Origin of the sequence: Chryseobacterium sp. KACC 21268 (assembly GCA_028736075.1) — a bacterium.
GTDB lineage: Bacteria > Bacteroidota > Bacteroidia > Flavobacteriales > Weeksellaceae > Epilithonimonas.
In genome coordinates, this window is record CP117875.1 from 1,055,172 (window position 1) to 1,072,610 (window position 17,439).

A 17,439-nucleotide genomic window follows, 5' to 3' on the forward strand; every position below is an offset into this window, starting at 1 on the left:
AAATGTTTAATCAACCTTCAAAGTCAAATTATTATCATTCGCATTCCCATTGGTATTGAGTGCGCTGTAAGGCGTAGAGAGCCAGCCGTTTTTGTTCATCACAAATCGGAACTCATACGTTTTCCCTTTCTCGAATTGAGATTTCGGCAACGCCAACTCAAATGTATTGTTGTCCTTTAAAACCATTTGATAAACCGTATTCCCAGGATTCCAATCATTGAATGAACCAGCAACAGCCATCTTCGTTATCGCTTTGGCGTTTAAATCCTTAGGAATTTTGTAAGTAAAAATCACTTTGTCATTCTCAATTCGATAACCATAGATTTCCTTTTTGACATCAGGCTTTTTTATGATATCTGAAGAAACGGATTCTTCTCTTGACCAATACGGATTAGCTAATTGTTTATCAATCAATCCCGCAATATGATTAACGATAAAATATAACGGAGGAAAAGAATTGTATTTGTAACCATTTGACATAAAGATAATAGACAAATCATTCTCCGGAAATAGACTGTAAGCACTCACATTCCCACCAGAAAAACCATAAGAAGTAACGTCGCCAGTTTTGGTAATTTCCCAGCCGTGTGCAAAAACATCTTGCTTGTTGGTGTAATCAAACGGTTGCCACATCAGCTTTTTAGTCTCGTTCTTCAGGAATTTGTTTTTATCCAGATGAATGCTCCATTGCAGAAAATCAGGAAGCGAAATCGCCAATCCGTTGCCAGGATGTGACCTCAAACCGCCAACGTGAGTCGATTTTTTGTACTGTTTTAGCGAGTCGTTAAAAACATATTTTTGAACGCGATTCGGGATTTCCTCGAGAGAATTGGAGGAGAATATCACTTTGTTTTTGGCATCAGAAAATTGATTTTTCAAGACATAATCTTCAAACTTTTGTCCGCTTATCTTTTCGATAATCATTGCCAAAAGCATATAATTCGTCTGGTTGTAACTGAATTGATTTCCAGTTTCAAATTCCATTTTTTCCTTTGCCAATCTTGCAAAAACTTCAGCGTTGGAAGCATCGGAAGAAATATCCTCATATCGGGCAAAATCCGGAATTCCAGATGAATGCGACAACAGATTCTTGACTTTCACATCTTGCCATTCTTTCGGAAGATGGTCAACATACTTCGAAATTTTATCTTCAAGCGAAAGTTGTCCTTTTTCAATCAATCGGAAAACAGCAACATTCGTAATCAGTTTCGTTGTAGAATAAACCCTGAAAAGCGAATTCGAATCCACTTTTTTATCAGACTCCAAGTTTTCTCTCCCATAATATTTTTGAAAAATAATTTTATCATTCTTCACAACACCAACTGCCAAACCTGGAATCTCGTAAGTTTTCATCACTTCGGTCAGGTAATTGTCGATTGATTTTGTTTGCTCTGCATTTTGGCAAAATCCTAAAAATGAAAGATTTAAAAAGAATAGGATTAAGAAGGCTTGTTTCATTGGTTATCGGTTTACGACATAAGACAATTCTGAGCTTTGATTTGTTACATCGTTTAAACACAATTTTGTCATTCTGAAAGAATCTAAACTGTTATTTATAGAAAGTCTTCGACTCCGCTCAGACTGACAATGCTGAATAAACCAGTTAATATTAAAGATGTCACACTGAGCGGAGTCGAAGTGTTTCTTCATTACCTAAATGAATAACTTCCAAAGCTGAAAAATATAGATACAGTTGAAATGATTACTAAAATGATTGAAAGTCGCAAGCTTAAAATCTTTTCATTATTCCTAAAACCTACTCGAATTAAAATCAATGAGACGATTGAAAAAATAAGCAGATAATATTTAAATGAAAATTTGCTAAAAACTACAGCGTCATAAAAAGCTTTTGTTTTGCCGTCAGAATTATTGTAATTGTCTAAAATATTATAATTGATAATGACTATACAAATTAGAACTATCAAGCTTAATAAACTTGACAAAAGTGAAAATTTGTTTCTATGTGAAGTTGGTGTCATTAACTCTCCAACTGCCCTTCCCACTTACTAACAGCAGACGTCGCCAACGCATTACCCAAAACATTCGTCATACTTCTTCCCATATCGCAGAAGTGGTCGATTGGTAAAATCAACGCGATTCCTTCCACCGGAATATCAAACATTCCACACGCAGCGACGATGATTACCAGACTCGCTCTTGGAACGCCGGCAATTCCTTTACTCGTCAACATCAAAACCAAAAGCATTATGATTTGTTGTCCAAGTGGCATATCGATACCGTAAATCTGTGCAATGAAAATCGAGGCAAAGGTCATATACATCATACTTCCGTCCAGATTGAAGGAATATCCCAATGGCAAAATGAACGAAACAATTCTGCTGTTGCAACCAAATCTCTCTAACTCTTCTACCAATTTCGGGAAAACGGCTTCGGAACTTGTGGTGGAAAATGCAATCAACAAAGGTTCTTTGATTCTTCTCAACAATTCGAAAAGTCTGTTGCCGAGAATCATATATCCGACTAATAAAAGCACCAGCCAAAGAATGCCGAGCGCAAAAAAGAAATCTCTCAAATAGATGGCGTAAACTTTGAAAATCTCAAAACCATTCGTCGCCACTACCGCAGAAATCGCTCCGAAAACACCTAACGGCGCCACCCACATAATGTAGCCTACCATTTTCAAAATAGCGTGGGCAATCACGTCCAGACCTTTGATAACAGGTTTCGTATATTCTTCACCCATCGCAGAAAGCGCAATCCCAAACATTACGGAAAATACCACGATTTGAAGAACTTCATTGGTCGCAAACGCTTCGAACAAACTTTTCGGAATGATGTGCGTCACAAAGTCTTCCATAGAAAATCCTTTGCTGTTGCTCACAATGTCAGAAGCGGACGAAACATCCTGAATTGGGAGTTGCGTCACGTGGCCAGGCTCCAGCCAATTCACCAAAACCAAACCAATCGACAAGGAAACCAAAGACGCCGTGATAAACCAAAGCATCGCCTTCGTCCCAACCCGTCCAACCATTTTGATGTCGCCCATTTTTGCGATTCCCACAACCAAGGTCGAAAAAACCAACGGCGCAATAATCATCTGAATCAATCGAATAAAAACCGTTCCCAGCAACTTGATATTCTTAGCGAATTCCTCTTTCGATTCGGGGTAACTGGTGTGGACAATTCCTCCTAAAATAACGCCCAAAACCAATCCGATGATAATTGCGATAAACAGTTTATTCTGACCTTTCATAATTTTTTATATAATTTTTAAATATTTTGAGCACAAAGTTCACGGCGATTTAAATCTCTTTGAAGCGAAGCGACTTTGTGACCCTAAAGCAGTTTCAATTTCAAAAAATCCTTGTGCGATTTGTGTTCAAATCTCAGCACCGCAAGACTCAATGTAAATTGTAACTGAACAAAACTAATATTTTTGAGAGAATATCCACTTATTTTTTAAATTAATATTAAGACAATCAGGAAATTCATCTGTTTCGCATCATCAAATATAAAATACGATTCACGCACAGTTCAAATTAGAAATCGTTCTTTGTATAAATCTGATTCTTAATAAAATCGCATTAATCTACGAATGAAAAGAGATGTCGAAATTGTCATTATTTCTGATGTGCATCTTGGAACTTACGGTTGCAAGGCGAAGGAATTGTTGCGCTATCTCAATTCCATCCGTCCGAAAAATTTGATTCTGAATGGCGACATCATTGATATTTGGCAGTTCAAGAAATCATATTTCCCGAAATCTCATTTGAAAGTGGTCAAGAAATTAATCTCATTTGCAACCAAGGAATCGGAAGTTTTATACATCACAGGCAATCACGATGAAGCGTTCCGAAACTTCACAGATTTTGAATTGGGAAAATTGAAGTTGTGCAACAAACACGTTTTGAAACTTGGCGACAAGAAAGCGTGGATTTTTCACGGCGATGTTTTTGATGCGTCGGTTCAGCATTCGAAATGGATTGCGAAATTGGGCGGACAAGGTTATGATTTGCTGATTGCGTTCAACAATCTCGTGAATTGGTTTCTGGAAAAAATGGGAAAAGAGAAATATTCATTCTCAAAAAAGATAAAGAATAATGTCAAAAAAGCCGTGAAATATATCGGCGATTTTGAACTTACTGCTTCGGAATTGGCGATTGAAAATAACTTCGATTACGTGATTTGCGGACATATTCACCAACCTCAAATCCGAGAAGTGATTGGCAAAAAAGGAAAATGCACTTATCTCAATTCCGGCGATTGGGTAGAAAATCTCTCCGCTTTGGAATATCAAAATGGCGAATGGAAACTCTTTGTCTATGAAGATGAAAAACATACTTTGCTGGACGAAGAACCTGAAGAATTAAAAGAAATAAATAGTGAGGAACTGATGAAAATCGTGACTCAAATGATATAAAAACACAAATCAATGAAAGTATTATATGCCTTCCAAGGCACAGGAAACGGACATCTCGCACGAGCTCAAGAAATCATTCCAATCCTCAAAAAACACGCGCTGGTAGACACTTTGATAAGCGGACATCAGACGCAACTGAAGTCTGATTTTGATATTGATTTCCGTTTCAAAGGGGTTTCTTTGCTTTATAACAAAACAGGCGGTTTGTCCTACAAAAAAACGTTTCTGGAAAACAATTTCTGCAAAGCGGCGAAGGTCATTAAAGATTTAGATTTGTCAGCTTACGATTTGATTATCAATGATTTTGAGCCTTTGACAGGTTGGGCGGCGAAATTGAAAAATCTGCCAATTGTAGAACTCAGTCATCAGGCTTCTTTGACTTTTAAAGAAACACCGAAACCTGAGAAAAGAGATTGGTTGGGAAGTTTGATTCTCAATAATTATGTGCCTTGCAAAAAGAAAATCGGTTTTCATTTCGAGAATTACAATTCGCATATCAAAAAGCCGGTCATAAGACAAAAAATCCGAAATCTGAATCCAAACAATCAAGGTCATTATCTCGTTTATCTTCCCAGTTTTTCGGATGAAGTGATTACTAATTTCCTAACGAGAATTGATGTTCAATGGAAAGTTTTCTCAAAATATACCAAGCAAAATCAGAAGTTCAACAATGTGGAAATTTTTCCGATTGATGAAAAAAAATATCTGGAATTGTTCGAATCTTGCGAAGGAATTCTTTGTAACGCTGGTTTCGAAACGCCAGCTGAGGCTTTGTTTATGAACAAAAAACTATTCGTGATTCCCATCGAAAATCAATACGAGCAGGAATGTAACGCCTTTGCGCTGGACAAAATGGGCGTTGCAAATGCGACCAAGTTGGACTCCACAAAAATCAGAAATTGGATTAATTCTGAAAACCTGATTGAGGTCGATTATCCAGATAATATCGAAAGTATTTTGACGAAGGAGGTTTTGTATTAGCCACTACGTTTGTCATTCCGTAGGAATCTAGATTTGGCTGTCGAGATTGACTACGTCGAACCACTTCGCTAGGTTTCCTACGGAATGAAAATATTGTGTTTAAATTCAATCACCTTATTAACTCTTACTTCCGCCAATCTTATTAAATTTAAAAATCAAAGTCAACATAAAATAACGGCGCAAAATCAATTCTTCCTTATCTTCAACATAATTATCGCCAATCGTTCTCGTGATATTTTGACGCTGATTCAGCAAATCGTAAACTTTGAATTTCAGCATCATCTGCTTTTTGTAAAACTGATAAGTCAAACTCGAATTCCAGAAATATGACGCTCGGTTGAAACCTGCCGAAATGTTGGAATTGTTCGCATATCGGAAATCATTTTCCCAGAAAAGGTCTTTCTTCAGGAAGTAATTGGTCGTTCCGATGTTGACCGTTTGGTTCGCAATTTTCGTTTTGTCCAGACTATAATTGGTGTAATGCGAGTAAGAATAATTGATTCCGAAGGACGAGCGAACGTCCATAATATCTTTCCAATTGAGCGTCAAATTCAGTCTTGGATAGAGCGTGTAAATATCATTCGTGAATTGTGTCGCGTCCACAAAACCTTTTCTGTAGCTGTAACTTGTTGAGAAGGTCGGCGCAATTCTCAAACGGTTTCCGTTCCATTTGTAACTTTTGGAAAACGACGTATTGAAGTTCGCACGCTTGTTCCCGCTGATGTTTGCGTAAGTGCTGAACTGTTTTCCAGACTCATCAAAGTAAGAAAAATCCACAATATCATTATTGATGTAACTGAAATTCATCGTGGCAAAAAAGTTAATTCCTCTCGCCACATCATTAGAATTATAATTAATGTTCGTCAAGTTTTGCCAGGTACTTTTCAAATCTTTATTTCCCTGAATCGTGATTAGCGGATTTGAAATATCGATGAAAGGATTTAGTTCTATTGCCGATGGAATCGTGTAATTGGCGTTGTTCGTAATTCTCAGACTCTTGCTTTTCGTGAATTTGTACTGAAACATCAAACTATATTCTGGCAGCACAAAATTCTTTTTGAGCGGAATATTTTCCTGATTGTAAATGGAATTAAGGTCAAGTTTGGAATAATTAAGGTTCGCACCAGCGCGGAACGTCAGTTTTTCTTTGTTGAGGTTATAATTGATTTCAGTATTCAGGAAATCATTATTTTGATTTAAAGTGTTTGATAACAGCGAATTGTAATTTGAATATTCATTTGAATTCTTGTCAAAATCATTCACGATTCTTTCATTGCTCAAATTCTGATGGTCAAAATTCATTTCCAAAGAAACCGTCGCCGAATCGGAAATCGGTTCAAAATATTTGAAGTTGGCTCCGAACGTATTTCTGGAATTTTTGGTCTCAGCAAACTGATTTCGGTAATCATTATCTTCCGGCGTTTGGAAAAATAAAGTTTCCTGAAGATTGTAATTCCGGTTCACACTTTGCGCAAACGTATTATTGATGGAAGCCGAAATCGAGCGTCTTTCATTTTTGAATCGCCTCGTCAAACCAATCGTCGGACTAAAGTTGTTGTTCTCAGAATTTCCTCTCACAGAACTTTTGCTGCTGTTTAGATTTTCGTCGTCTCGAAGTGTAAAAGTATTGCTGTCGCTGACATTATCAACCGAAGTATTCGCAAAATTGGCAGAAATCGTAACATTGGTCAAAGAATCGATTTTGATATTGGCGTCCGTATTCGCATTGAATTTCCGCGTGTCAGAATTTCCGTTCCGCTCCGAGTTTTTATCTAATTTATAATCCGGCAGAAAAGTCGTTCTCGAAGTTTTGGAATAGGTTTCCAGATTGCTGTCGTTGTACTGCAGACTTAGTTTTTCCAAATCGAGATTGTCACCGATTTTGTCCGCGTAATTGATTCCGATAATCGAAGTTCGCATAATTCCGCTGTTGACGGCGCGACCATTGACCGCTGAGTTTTTGCTTCTGGTACCACCATTGTCAAAAAAACTATCGACAGAAAAACCTGTTGTGTTGATATTATTGGAAGCCGCAATCAAGGCAATATTTCTGTCTTTCTGGAATCTCGTCATAAAAAGATTGCCTTCATAACGTTTGTTGCTGCCGTAACCCAGACTTAGATTACTGAGATTTCCCTTGTTATTTTTTTCATCGATGTTGAAGTTGACCGTCATACTGTCAGATTTCGGCGTTCTTCCGGTGAATTCCTCTTCTCTTGTTTTCGACGTTGTGAATTGGATTTTCTTGATGATGTCTGCGGGGAAAGTCTGCAAAGCAATCGTTCCGTCCTTATTAAAAAATGGTTTTCCGTTGATAAGAATTTTGTTGACAGGTTTGCCATTAATCGTAATTTTTCCGTCTTCATCAGTTTCTACGCCAGGAATTTCTTTTAGTAATTCATCGATTTTTGCGTCAGGTTTTACTTTGAGATAGGAAGCCGTGTATTCAACCGTATCTTTTTTGATTTTGACAGGCGAAACTGTGATTTGAACTTCTTCTATACTGGTTACCAAATCTTTTGCTAATTTGATGTTACCAAGTTCTTCATCTTTATTAATGACCTCGAATTTTTTAGAATATGTTTTGAGTTTATCGCCCGTGATTTGTAAAAAGGAAGGCTCATTTTGAGTTGGAACTTTAAAGCTGAAATTCCCGTTTTTATTCGTTCCTGTAAAATTGATGATGGAAGAATCTTTTTCTTTGATGAGTGAAACCGTTGCGTTTTCCAATGGCGCATTATTACCGTCGGTCACTTTTCCGCTTACGTTGTAAGTTTGTGCGCTAAGTCTCAGGCAAATCAGAATCAAAAGGAAAAGGAATTTTTTCATCAATAGTTTTTAATGGTTAGAAGTTAGATTGGAAATTAGACCAATGTTAAATGCCAATTGCTAAAAATAGAAAAAACCCCTGAAATTCAGAGGTTTTAATATGATTTTAAATCTTTTTGAAAATTAAGCTTTCAAATATCTTGCATAAGCGTAACCTTCTTCGCCGTCAGCTGTTTTGATTTTCCACCAGTCATCGGAAGATTGCTCCACCAAAGTTACGGTTTCACCTTTTGCAGCTTTCCCTACGATAGAAGCGTCCGTTGAAGGCTCTTGACGAATGTTCAAATTAGAATCATCTGTTGCAACCGTCAAAGAAGCACCAGCAGCCAATCCAGAAACCTGAACATCGATGTTGATGTCGGTCGCCGTATAAGAAGAGTCGATAGCGCCTAGAGCGTTCCAAACAGAATCTTTTGAAGCGCTGTTAGCCGCTTTTCCCGTGATGTACAAAACGCCATCCTGCTCTTGAACAGAAAGGTCAGAAAGTCCAGCAGACTGAGCTGCAGAAACGACACTTGCGTATTTATCTTGTAAGCTCATAATTATTTAACTGTTATTTTGTTATCGTATTTACCAATTTTAAGAGCATCTACAGACTCTTTCACTTTTCTTGCGTTAGCAGCAGTGGTAGTTCCTGTCAATGTCAAAGTTCCTGCAACATCTTCAGCTTTCACGCCTGGGATGTCTTTCAATGCTGTGTTTACTTTTGTTAGAACCGCAGCGTCCACCACGTTTACTTCTACTGGCGAAGCTACAGGAGCTACAGTTGCCATATCGTGAACATCTTTCACACCTTCTACTTTTTTCAAAGCATCGATAGCAGCTTGTTTGTCAGCTTCGGTTGCGAAAACACCGCTCAAGTGTGCTTTGCCTTCCTTCACTTCCACAGAAGTTCCTGGGTAAGCGGTAAGTGTTGTGGTTGCCTGTGATGTCAATTCTGCATCAGAGACTTTCTTTTTACAAGAAACAGCCGTCATTGATACCATCAGGGCAAGAGCAGCGATTTTAATTGTTTTTCTCATAGTGATTAAATTAATTTATGTTTTTTAAGCAGTAAAATTAATGCCAAAAGGATTTGTGTTGATTTTTCGGTCATTTAAATTTTAAACTTTCACTTATTGTAAAATTAATTTTTTTTTCGATACGGAAATTAATTTTAAATAAAATTAACAGTTTTATGAGGACAATATTTTTAAAATAAAAATGGAAACGCAAAATGAATTGCATTCCCATCTGTATAAAAAGTAGTTAAGTTATTAGAAAGAAATCGTGTTCACCGTTGCAGAAGCAGACGTTGTAGTCGTGCTTTTCAAAGTTGCTCCGGTTGTAGAATAAGTTCCGCCGGTGTACAATCCCCAAGTTGTTGCTCCGCCTGCGAAACTTCCGCCCGTATAACTTCCGCCGAAGTAGATTTTATACTGCGTAGATTTGGCCAAATTGGGACTTGAGAAGTGGAAATAGTAAACGGCATTTTTCGGTTTGAAGGTTACCACTTCTGTTCCCGCCACATTCTCAATGTGTAATAGAGAAGTTGCGGCCAACTGAGCAGAAGATTTGATGTACATACTGACTTGTGTAGAAGCTGTTCCCATTGCTTTGGTCATATTGGCGTTTGAACCTGCAGAAATCAATGTTCCGCCGTTCATCAGAAAAGTTCCGTTGTAATCGATGCCTTCTTCCGGCTGACTTGTCGGTCCGTTGACAATAGTTGTTCCGCCGGAAATTGTAATGTTTCCGTTGCTGTCGATTGCATCACTTCCTGTCACGATATTGATTCCTCCTGTGATGTATAAGTGACTTCCGTCGTTTCCTTCAGTTCCGCCGGAAACCGTTCCGTAAGTCGCGTTGATTCCGTCGTTTGATGCGGTAATATTATTGACGCCGCCAGCGAAAGTAATCAAAGGCGCTTCAACACCTTCTCCAACGCCAGAAGTTGCGGATATTGCAGAAACCGTGTTTGTTCCGCCGTTGATGGTTACAGAAACATCAGAATGAATGCCGTCATCAGTAGAAGTGAACGTATTATTTCCATTATTAATTACAATCGCTTTTGCGGCAACCAAAGTTTTCGGGTGAGAATAATCTGTTCCTGAAACCAATAATCTAGCTCCGGTTGTTGTAATCTTTAAAGTTGGATTTCCCGTCGCCGTTCCGATGGTGACTTGTCCATCAGATTTGATTCCTTTACCAGCAATTCCTGAACTGTTTGTTGTTAATGAGCCACCGCTGATAATCACGTTTGCATCGCCCGAAATTGCAGCAGAAGAATAAGAATCCGTTGCTCCGGTCGTGTTGGTGTATTTTGCACCAGCTCCGGCAGTAGTGATATTAATAGTTCCACCAGAAATCTCGATATCTGCATCTGCAGAAATTCCTTTTGTTCCGGTCGCGGTTGTAGTTCCGGTTACTGTAACGGTTCCACTTAAGATTGTAACTTTTCCATCCGCTTTGATTCCTGTTGGATAAGATGGGTTAAATCCGCTTCCAGAAGCATTAAGCAATGTGGCGCCTGAAAGATTAACAGTTGTACTTCCGCCAGAGATGCTTACATTTCCATCCGCTTTGATTCCTTTGCTTGCCGTTCCGGAATTGGTTAAAATTAATGTTCCGCCAAGAATATTGATGTCAGTATCAGAAGAAATCGCAGAAGATGAATAAGAATCTGCAACGCCCGTTGTATTGGTGTAAGCAGCTCCATTTCCAGCCGTTGAGATTGTAATATTTCCGCTGTTGATATTGATTTCTTTACCTGTCGAAATTCCTTTTCCTCCATTTGCTGTTGAAGCTAAAGTCAGATTAATGGTTGCATTGCTTACAGTCAAAACGCCATCAGTTTTAATCGCAGTCGAGTAGGAAGGGTCAAATCCTGTTCCTGAAGCTGTAAGCACTGCTGCACCGGAAAGATTTGTCATAATATTTCCGCCACTGATTGTGATGTTTCCTTTTGCGCTGATTGCTTTGGATTGCGCTCCAGTCAAAATCAGATTAATGGTTCCACCAGAAATATTAATGGTGTTGCTGCCGGTTTTAACTCCCTTCACATCAGCCGAAGCCAAAGTTGAGGAAATTGAACCTCCCGAAATCGAAACTGCTGCATCGCCAGCGTCAACCGCGTCGCCAACTGCTGTGACCTTCAAAGTTCCGTTGCTCATCGTGAAACCTTCGGAGTGCAGACCGTCAGAAGCTGCGCCTGAAACTGTAATTGTTCCGTTTTGGATTTCAATATCTTTTGAAGTAGAAACGCCGTGTTTTTTTATTCCATTAATATTCAGACTTCCTGTTCCAGTGAAAATAATTTTTCCGTCGGTTTGTAAAGCGCCGTTTTTGGTATTTGTAGAGCCGTCGGTCAATGAACTTGTTGTTCCAGTTTGTAATGTAAAAGTATGCGTTTGTGCGCCAGTTACGATAATTGCCGGTCCGGCTGCATTCGTCAGATTAAGATTATTAAGAACAAATTTTGCAGTTGAAGTAGAACTCATTGTCAGACTTCCGCTTGCGCTTGTTCCTAAAAGATTGTATTCTAAATTGCTTGTTGCAGAAGTTGAGGTTACAGCAACCGTTCCTCCAGTCGCAGTGATGGTTACGCCGCTTGCAGAATAAGGATTGATAATCGTTGCGTTATCTGTTCCGTTGTAGATGATGTAGATTTTGTCAAGATTGACGGCGTTATTGGTGAATGTCAAACTGTCAATTACATTTTTTCTGATATCCAAAGTGCTGGTTTGCCCGCTCAATTTGAATTTCGAATAGGTATTGTCCAACTTGATGCTGTCCACCGAAGCAATTGGCGAAGCATACATTGTGTTACCGGAATTGTGAACGACCACTTTTTGCTGAGCTTTCATCGAAAACGAGAAAAGCATCACCACTATTAATAAGATAGACTTTCTCATTTCTTGATAAATTTAATTGTTACACCATTCGCCTGAACCAAGTAAGCACCAGCGTTCAGTTTAGAAACATTGATGTCTTCGTCTGATTTGTAGGTTCCAGAAACTAACAATTTTCCTTCAAGATTATAGATTTTGACATCCAGATATTTTGCCTCAGATTTGATTCTGATGTAATCTGTGGAAGGATTTGGATAAAGCTGAAGATTGCTTTTATTAAGACCAACATTCTCAGTTGCCAAAACTTCATCCGTAAAAGTAATTTTCTGGATAACGCTTACAGGAATGCTTGTTTCCGTGGAATTAGCTTCGGGTTTTACCAAGAGATTGTCTCCCGAAAAATAAAGTTTTCCCGATGCCGAAACATTGAAGCCTTGCTCAGTTCCTGTGTAATATTTTATTTTAACGCCTGTCTGTGCGAATCCGAAAACGCCGGCAAACATTAGCAAAATAAAAGACACTTTACTGAAAAAGTGATAGTTATTGTTCATTTTTAATTATTTTAATGAACAAAAATATCTTTACTATATTAATGATGAAAATAAATGCGGAGAATTAAGAAAATGTGTCGGTTTTTGGAGTAATTGATAAGATTATTGAGAGAATTTTTGGATAATGATATATAAGAGCTTTGAATATTTAGTCGTGTGGGATTTTCGCTTCTCTAAATATTCCTCGCTCTGAAAATTTATTAGAAAGTATTTTATTTTTAGGAGTTAGGAAACAAGTTCGTCCGTCAATAAATTCTTTTGTTTTTGGATTCAATGTTTTTTGCTCAACAATAATTTTCTCAACTTCTTTGTTTTCATTCTGTAATAGATAAATTTCTCCTTTTTTGATTCTAAGTTCATCTAAATGAATTCCATTCATACTTTCTACATCGTTTAGGTTATAAAAGAATAAACTGTCTTTTGTCTCGGCAAATTTTTCAAAAACATATCTTTCTAATCCTCCATCTTTCTCCGAGTAACCGCGATATTGATAAATTATCGTTTCAATATGAATGTCCTTAGATAAAGATTTCTCAATATTCATCGGTTTGAAAATTGGCTTAGATTTATAATAATCGCTACCACAAGAATTATAGCAGTCGTGTGTAATTCCTACAATTTTTGTTTTAGTTGGAATGTCTGAAAGATTATAAAAAGGCAATTCATTTTGCAGGTCGATTTTAAAAGTTTCAGATGAATCCAGAATAACAAATCCATTCGCGTTTGAATCTCGTCCTCCCCAAGCATCATACTGATATAATATTTTTGAAGTGCCTTCAATTTTTTGAGCATATAAAGTTGAAATTTTCCATTCTCCTAACTTTTCGAATCCGCAACCATAAAAACAAAAAAGTAATATTAAATATTTGAAAGATTTAATTTTCATTGATGACTAATATCTCTAATTACTTTATCCTCAAAAACTCCTTCGCCAACTCAATCATTTTCGGGTCGCCGGTGTATTTCCCTTTTTCGTCGGAGAGTTTGACAGTTGGAATCCATTCATTATTAATGCCTTTTACGCTGATGAGTTTCATAACGATATTCATTGGCTTGAGTCCGACATCATTCGTAAGATTAGTTCCGATTCCAAATGAAATTCCGATTCTTCCTTTGCAATAGTTCGTGATTTCCTCCACTTTTTCAAGATTAAGTCCGTCTGAGAAAATAATGTATTTGAACAATGGATTGATGCCTTGCTTCTGATAATGCGCAATCGTTTTGTCCGCAAATTCCAACGGGTCGCCGCTGTCGTGACGAACGCCGTCAAACAACTTTGCAAATTTCTTATCAAACTGCTGGAAGAACACTTCCGTCGTATAAGTATCGGAAAGTGCAACTCCAAGGTCGCCGCGGTAAACATCCACCCAATTTTCCAACGCGATAGAATTCGCCATCTTGAAACCGAATTCCGCCGCGTGGAACATAAACCATTCGTGTGCGTGCGTACCAATCGGTTTTACGTTGTAAAGCATAGCCAAATGAACATTCGAAGTTCCAGTGAAAGTTGACTTTTTATCTTGAATCAAAGCGTCCATCACCAATCTGTGAACTTTGTAAGAATGCCTTCTTCTCGTCCCAAACTCTGCAAACGGAACACCAAGTTCTGTAAGATGCACTGCTTTTTCCACCGTTTTATCAATGACTTCTTCGTTGGTTTGTCTTTCCAAATGATTCATTTCGTAATGAAGTTCACTGATAAGCGCCAGCAAAGGAACTTCCCAAAGAATCGTCCTGTACCAAAGTCCTTCGACGGAAACTTTAAGCTCATTTCCGTGTTGTTCAATTTTCACTTCCGAAGGGTCGTAATGAAAACCTTCCAGAAAATCAAGGTAGGGAAGGGCAAGATATGGGCAAGTGACTTTCAGATATTTTTTTTCGTCCTTGGTGAGTTTCAGTTCTGCCATTGCGTTGACAGATTTTCTGAGTTCGTCTGCGAAACCTTCCGGAAACTCGTGTTTTCCACGGTTGATGAATTCGTATTTTACAATTTCGTTGGTAAATAATTTCACGACTGCATTTTGCATTGTGATTTTATAAAAGTCATTATCCAGAATAGAATTCAGCCGAACCTCGCGCATAAAAATATCGTTTACACAAATCTAAGGAATTTTGTTGAGGAGATTTTGGTGTAGCATATTTTTAATCATTAATACATTCTACTTTTTACATTGTACAATTTTACAATTCTTACTTTTGCAAAAATGATTTGAAATGGTAAAAGCGCTGATGTATTTTGTGGTTGGGACATTAATTAGTTTTTTCCTGAGACGTCTTACGGGAAGTCCGGTAGATTTTTGGGTGGAACTTTATGTAGCTTCAGCTTTTGGAATCGGTTGGGGATTGGCTTATTTCGTTGACCATCCTGAGTGGCCTTTGCCGAAGAAAATGGGGATTTCGTTTATAGGAATTATTTTCCTTGTGGTTTTAGGCTTGCTATGTTTTGACTTCGAAGTTGCCGTTTCTTCCATCCTCAAATTCTCGACCGTATTTGTCGCTTATTATATGATAGCGAGTTTTAGAGAAAGCAAATCGCTGAGGTATTGATTGGCTGATGGCTTTTGGCTTTTGGCAATTTGCTTTAAATTTGATATTTGTAATTTATACAAAAGCCAGACTTCTTAGGAAATCTGGCTTTTTGTTTTTTAATGAATCATCAGGAAGCTGACTACGCCTAAGCCCGTAACCAAAAACAGAAAGGCAAAAAAATTAAACATAAACAAAACACTTCCAATGATAAAGCTGATGATACCGTGCGTACGATAAACTTTATAATGGGCTATAAAAAAGTAAAGCATACTGTAAAAGAGTAGAACATTCATCAACAGATAAATAAATATGTTAACTGTATTATTTAAATAGCCAGTTAATTTGTATAGCATCGAAAATGTCAAAATTGTTAATAACAGGAAACTGAAATAATGCAATGTAAAAATGCCGTGGTCAAAATACCACCACTTTCTCTTGTTATGGAAAATCCACAGAAAAAATGCAAAAATCGGAAGATAAATAAATAAGGCTTTGGGAAGATTGTGAAAGGATACTTCGCCCAGTTTTTTTAAGATTTCTCTTTTTGTAACGCCATTTTCTTTTAATTCAAAAAGTTTATGAGCAAAAGGAACATTTATAAAATCCCAAGTTGAAGGATTTTTAGCTTTAGCAGAATCAAAAGATTTCCTTGTTGAATATCCATTGAAATTTAAACTCTTATCTAAGCGTTTGTCTAAATTTAATTTGTCTGTAAAATTGTTGCCACTTACAATTTTCTTAATTTCTTTGTTGATTTCCTCGATTTTGAGGCTGTCCCTTTGGGTGTATTGGTTTTTAGCTTTTATAGCTTCTAATTCTTTCTCTAGTATGGGAATTGCTTTCTGTTGTGCTTTTTGGATTTGCTCTAATTTGTTTTTGTCAAGTTTTGAGTCCAATTCAAAAGGTGGAAAAGTCGCAAACAGGAAAAATGTAACGAAACTAACAAAAATATAAAGCTTCACAGGCGGAACAAATGTTTGCCTTTTTCCTTCCAGATAAGTGGTCGTGAGTTTTCCAGGCTTGAAGAGCAAATTCTTCATCGTTCCCCAGAATTGTCCGTCGTAATGTGTGAAGTCTTCTACAAAATGAGTGAAGAGATAGTGGAAAGGCTGTCTGGTCTGGATGTTCTGCTGTCCACAGTTAGGACAATATTTTTCCTCAACGGTATGTCCGCAATTCAGGCAGTCTTTTTCTTCTCTCAGTTTTCCGTGGCTCATTTTTAGAATTTTCACCAAAAATATAAAAAAGCACTCTTATATAATAGCCTTCATATTAATTAATTTTGAACAGTGCGAGCAGAATTCGAATTAATAACTCATTAATTATTAGAAATTTAAAATCTTTTTTGCGGATTAATTTTTCAGGCAAAAAAAAATTGCTACCTTTGCACACCCGTAAGGGAAAATTATGTTTAATCGTAAACGATAAATTGTGAATACATTAAGTTACAAAACAGTATCGGCAAACAAGGCTACAGCAAATAAAGAATGGGTTGTTGTAGATGCTGCTGGGCAACCGTTGGGAAGATTAGCTTCTACCGTTGCAAAGATTTTGAGAGGTAAGCACAAAACGAACTTCACACCTCACGCAGATTGCGGAGACAATGTGATCGTTTTGAACGCTGGGAAAGTTACACTTTCCGGAAACAAGTGGGCAGATAAAACTTACATCTGGCATACAGGATATCCTGGTGGTCAGAAGTTTATGACTGCAGACGAGCTTAAGAAAAAAGACGAACTGAAAGTTTTGGAAAGATCCATCAAAGGGATGCTTCCTAAAAACAGACTAGGTTCTGCTTTGTTCAAAAACCTTTATTTATATGAAGGAACAGAACACAAACACGAAGCTCAGCAGCCTAAAGTAATCAATGTTAACGAATTCAAATAATTAATATGTCTACAGTACACAAAATCGGAAGAAGAAAAACTTCTGTTGCAAGAGTTTTTGTTAAGCCAGGAACTGGCGTTATTAGCATAAACGGTAAAGATGCTAAAACTTATTTCTGTACGGATGTTTTGGTTTATAAAGTGAATCAGCCATTTTTGTTGACAGAAACTGTTGATCAATATGATCTTAAAGTGAATGTTTTCGGAGGAGGGATTACTGGACAAGCTGAGGCTATCAGACTAGGAGTTTCTAGAGCATTATGCGCGATCAATGAGGAATATCGTTTGGTTCTTAAGCCACACGGATTGCTTACAAGAGATGCAAGAATGGTTGAGAGAAAGAAATTCGGTCAGAAAAAAGCAAGAAAGAGATTCCAGTTCTCAAAACGTTAATCCAGACAAGAGATGGAGAGACAAGAGTTGGGAGATCATTGATCTCATATCTCGAATCT

Annotated in this window: 15 protein-coding genes; 5 read left to right on the forward strand and 10 right to left on the reverse strand. The window is 37.6% G+C overall.

Going from position 1 to position 17,439, the window contains the following annotated elements; genetic code table 11:
• Nucleotides 1-6 precede the first annotated feature (6 nt).
• Entirely contained in the window at nt 7-1,458 is a 1,452-nt protein-coding gene (locus PQ459_05040) for a serine hydrolase (protein WDF47846.1), read from the reverse strand.
• A 520-nt stretch (nt 1,459-1,978) separates the two neighbouring features.
• Nucleotides 1,979-3,214, reverse strand: a complete 1,236-nt coding sequence (locus tag PQ459_05045; protein ID WDF47847.1) for a cation:dicarboxylase symporter family transporter — start codon at nt 3,212-3,214, stop codon at nt 1,979-1,981.
• Between the two features lie 342 nt (nt 3,215-3,556).
• On the opposite strand from PQ459_05045, the gene PQ459_05050 reads away from it, so the two are divergent.
• Nucleotides 3,557-4,381, forward strand: coding sequence for a UDP-2,3-diacylglucosamine diphosphatase (locus tag PQ459_05050; GenBank protein ID WDF47848.1), 825 nt, complete (start codon nt 3,557-3,559; stop codon nt 4,379-4,381).
• Between the two features lie 12 nt (nt 4,382-4,393).
• Complete coding sequence (locus PQ459_05055; GenBank protein ID WDF47849.1) at nt 4,394-5,362, forward strand: glycosyltransferase family protein; 969 nt, start codon at nt 4,394-4,396, stop codon at nt 5,360-5,362.
• A 117-nt stretch (nt 5,363-5,479) separates the two neighbouring features.
• Here the strand turns inward: PQ459_05055 and PQ459_05060 are convergent, their stop codons facing one another.
• The 7 genes from PQ459_05060 to pncB all read right to left on the reverse strand — a co-directional run bounded on the left by PQ459_05060 (nt 5,480) and on the right by pncB (nt 14,653).
• Entirely contained in the window at nt 5,480-8,191 is a 2,712-nt protein-coding gene (locus PQ459_05060) for a TonB-dependent receptor (protein ID WDF47850.1), read from the reverse strand.
• A gap of 123 nt (nt 8,192-8,314) precedes the next feature.
• Entirely contained in the window at nt 8,315-8,731 is a 417-nt protein-coding gene (locus PQ459_05065) for an SH3 domain-containing protein (protein WDF47851.1), read from the reverse strand.
• A gap of 2 nt (nt 8,732-8,733) precedes the next feature.
• The gene (locus PQ459_05070) at nt 8,734-9,213 is read right to left on the reverse strand and encodes a BON domain-containing protein (protein ID WDF47852.1); all 480 of its coding nucleotides are present in this window, start codon (nt 9,211-9,213) and stop codon (nt 8,734-8,736) included.
• A gap of 234 nt (nt 9,214-9,447) precedes the next feature.
• Complete coding sequence (locus PQ459_05075; protein ID WDF47853.1) at nt 9,448-12,084, reverse strand: carbohydrate-binding domain-containing protein; 2,637 nt, start codon at nt 12,082-12,084, stop codon at nt 9,448-9,450.
• Complete coding sequence (locus PQ459_05080) at nt 12,081-12,572, reverse strand: T9SS type A sorting domain-containing protein (GenBank protein ID WDF47854.1); 492 nt, start codon at nt 12,570-12,572, stop codon at nt 12,081-12,083. The genes PQ459_05075 and PQ459_05080 overlap by 4 nt, the downstream gene beginning before the upstream one ends.
• Nucleotides 12,573-12,720: 148 nt before the next feature.
• Entirely contained in the window at nt 12,721-13,458 is a 738-nt protein-coding gene (locus PQ459_05085; GenBank protein WDF47855.1) for a hypothetical protein, read from the reverse strand.
• A 19-nt stretch (nt 13,459-13,477) separates the two neighbouring features.
• Nucleotides 13,478-14,653, reverse strand: a complete 1,176-nt coding sequence (pncB, locus tag PQ459_05090; GenBank protein WDF47856.1) for a nicotinate phosphoribosyltransferase — start codon at nt 14,651-14,653, stop codon at nt 13,478-13,480.
• Between the two features lie 133 nt (nt 14,654-14,786).
• On the opposite strand from pncB, the gene PQ459_05095 reads away from it, so the two are divergent.
• On the forward strand, nt 14,787-15,119 hold the full coding sequence (locus PQ459_05095; protein WDF47857.1) for a hypothetical protein: 333 nt from the start codon (nt 14,787-14,789) through the stop codon (nt 15,117-15,119).
• 98 nt (nt 15,120-15,217) lie between these two features.
• Here the strand turns inward: PQ459_05095 and PQ459_05100 are convergent, their stop codons facing one another.
• Entirely contained in the window at nt 15,218-16,318 is a 1,101-nt protein-coding gene (locus PQ459_05100) for a DUF3667 domain-containing protein (protein WDF47858.1), read from the reverse strand.
• 214 nt (nt 16,319-16,532) lie between these two features.
• Here PQ459_05100 and rplM point away from each other — a divergent pair, with 214 nt between their 5' ends.
• Both rplM and rpsI read left to right on the forward strand, forming a co-directional pair.
• The gene (gene rplM, locus PQ459_05105) at nt 16,533-16,988 is read left to right on the forward strand and encodes a 50S ribosomal protein L13 (GenBank protein ID WDF47859.1); all 456 of its coding nucleotides are present in this window, start codon (nt 16,533-16,535) and stop codon (nt 16,986-16,988) included.
• A 5-nt stretch (nt 16,989-16,993) separates the two neighbouring features.
• Nucleotides 16,994-17,380, forward strand: coding sequence for a 30S ribosomal protein S9 (gene rpsI, locus PQ459_05110; protein WDF47860.1), 387 nt, complete (start codon nt 16,994-16,996; stop codon nt 17,378-17,380).
• The last annotated feature ends 59 nt before the right edge of the window (nt 17,381-17,439 follow it).

Bases quoted from the DNA above. Each gene is read 5' to 3' on its own strand.
- PQ459_05040 (WDF47846.1), bottom strand. From the start codon at position 1,458: ATGAAACAAGCCTTCTTAATCCTATTCTTTTTAAATCTTTCATTTTTA.
- PQ459_05045 (WDF47847.1), bottom strand. From the start codon at position 3,214: ATGAAAGGTCAGAATAAACTGTTTATCGCAATTATCATCGGATTGGTT.
- PQ459_05050 (WDF47848.1), top strand. From the start codon at position 3,557: ATGAAAAGAGATGTCGAAATTGTCATTATTTCTGATGTGCATCTTGGA.
- PQ459_05055 (WDF47849.1), top strand. From the start codon at position 4,394: ATGAAAGTATTATATGCCTTCCAAGGCACAGGAAACGGACATCTCGCA.
- PQ459_05060 (WDF47850.1), bottom strand. From the start codon at position 8,191: ATGAAAAAATTCCTTTTCCTTTTGATTCTGATTTGCCTGAGACTTAGC.
- PQ459_05065 (WDF47851.1), bottom strand. From the start codon at position 8,731: ATGAGCTTACAAGATAAATACGCAAGTGTCGTTTCTGCAGCTCAGTCT.
- PQ459_05070 (WDF47852.1), bottom strand. From the start codon at position 9,213: ATGAGAAAAACAATTAAAATCGCTGCTCTTGCCCTGATGGTATCAATG.
- PQ459_05075 (WDF47853.1), bottom strand. From the start codon at position 12,084: ATGAGAAAGTCTATCTTATTAATAGTGGTGATGCTTTTCTCGTTTTCG.
- PQ459_05080 (WDF47854.1), bottom strand. From the start codon at position 12,572: ATGAACAATAACTATCACTTTTTCAGTAAAGTGTCTTTTATTTTGCTA.
- PQ459_05085 (WDF47855.1), bottom strand. From the start codon at position 13,458: ATGAAAATTAAATCTTTCAAATATTTAATATTACTTTTTTGTTTTTAT.
- pncB (WDF47856.1), bottom strand. From the start codon at position 14,653: ATGCGCGAGGTTCGGCTGAATTCTATTCTGGATAATGACTTTTATAAA.
- PQ459_05095 (WDF47857.1), top strand. From the start codon at position 14,787: ATGGTAAAAGCGCTGATGTATTTTGTGGTTGGGACATTAATTAGTTTT.
- PQ459_05100 (WDF47858.1), bottom strand. From the start codon at position 16,318: ATGAGCCACGGAAAACTGAGAGAAGAAAAAGACTGCCTGAATTGCGGA.
- rpsI (WDF47860.1), top strand. From the start codon at position 16,994: ATGTCTACAGTACACAAAATCGGAAGAAGAAAAACTTCTGTTGCAAGA.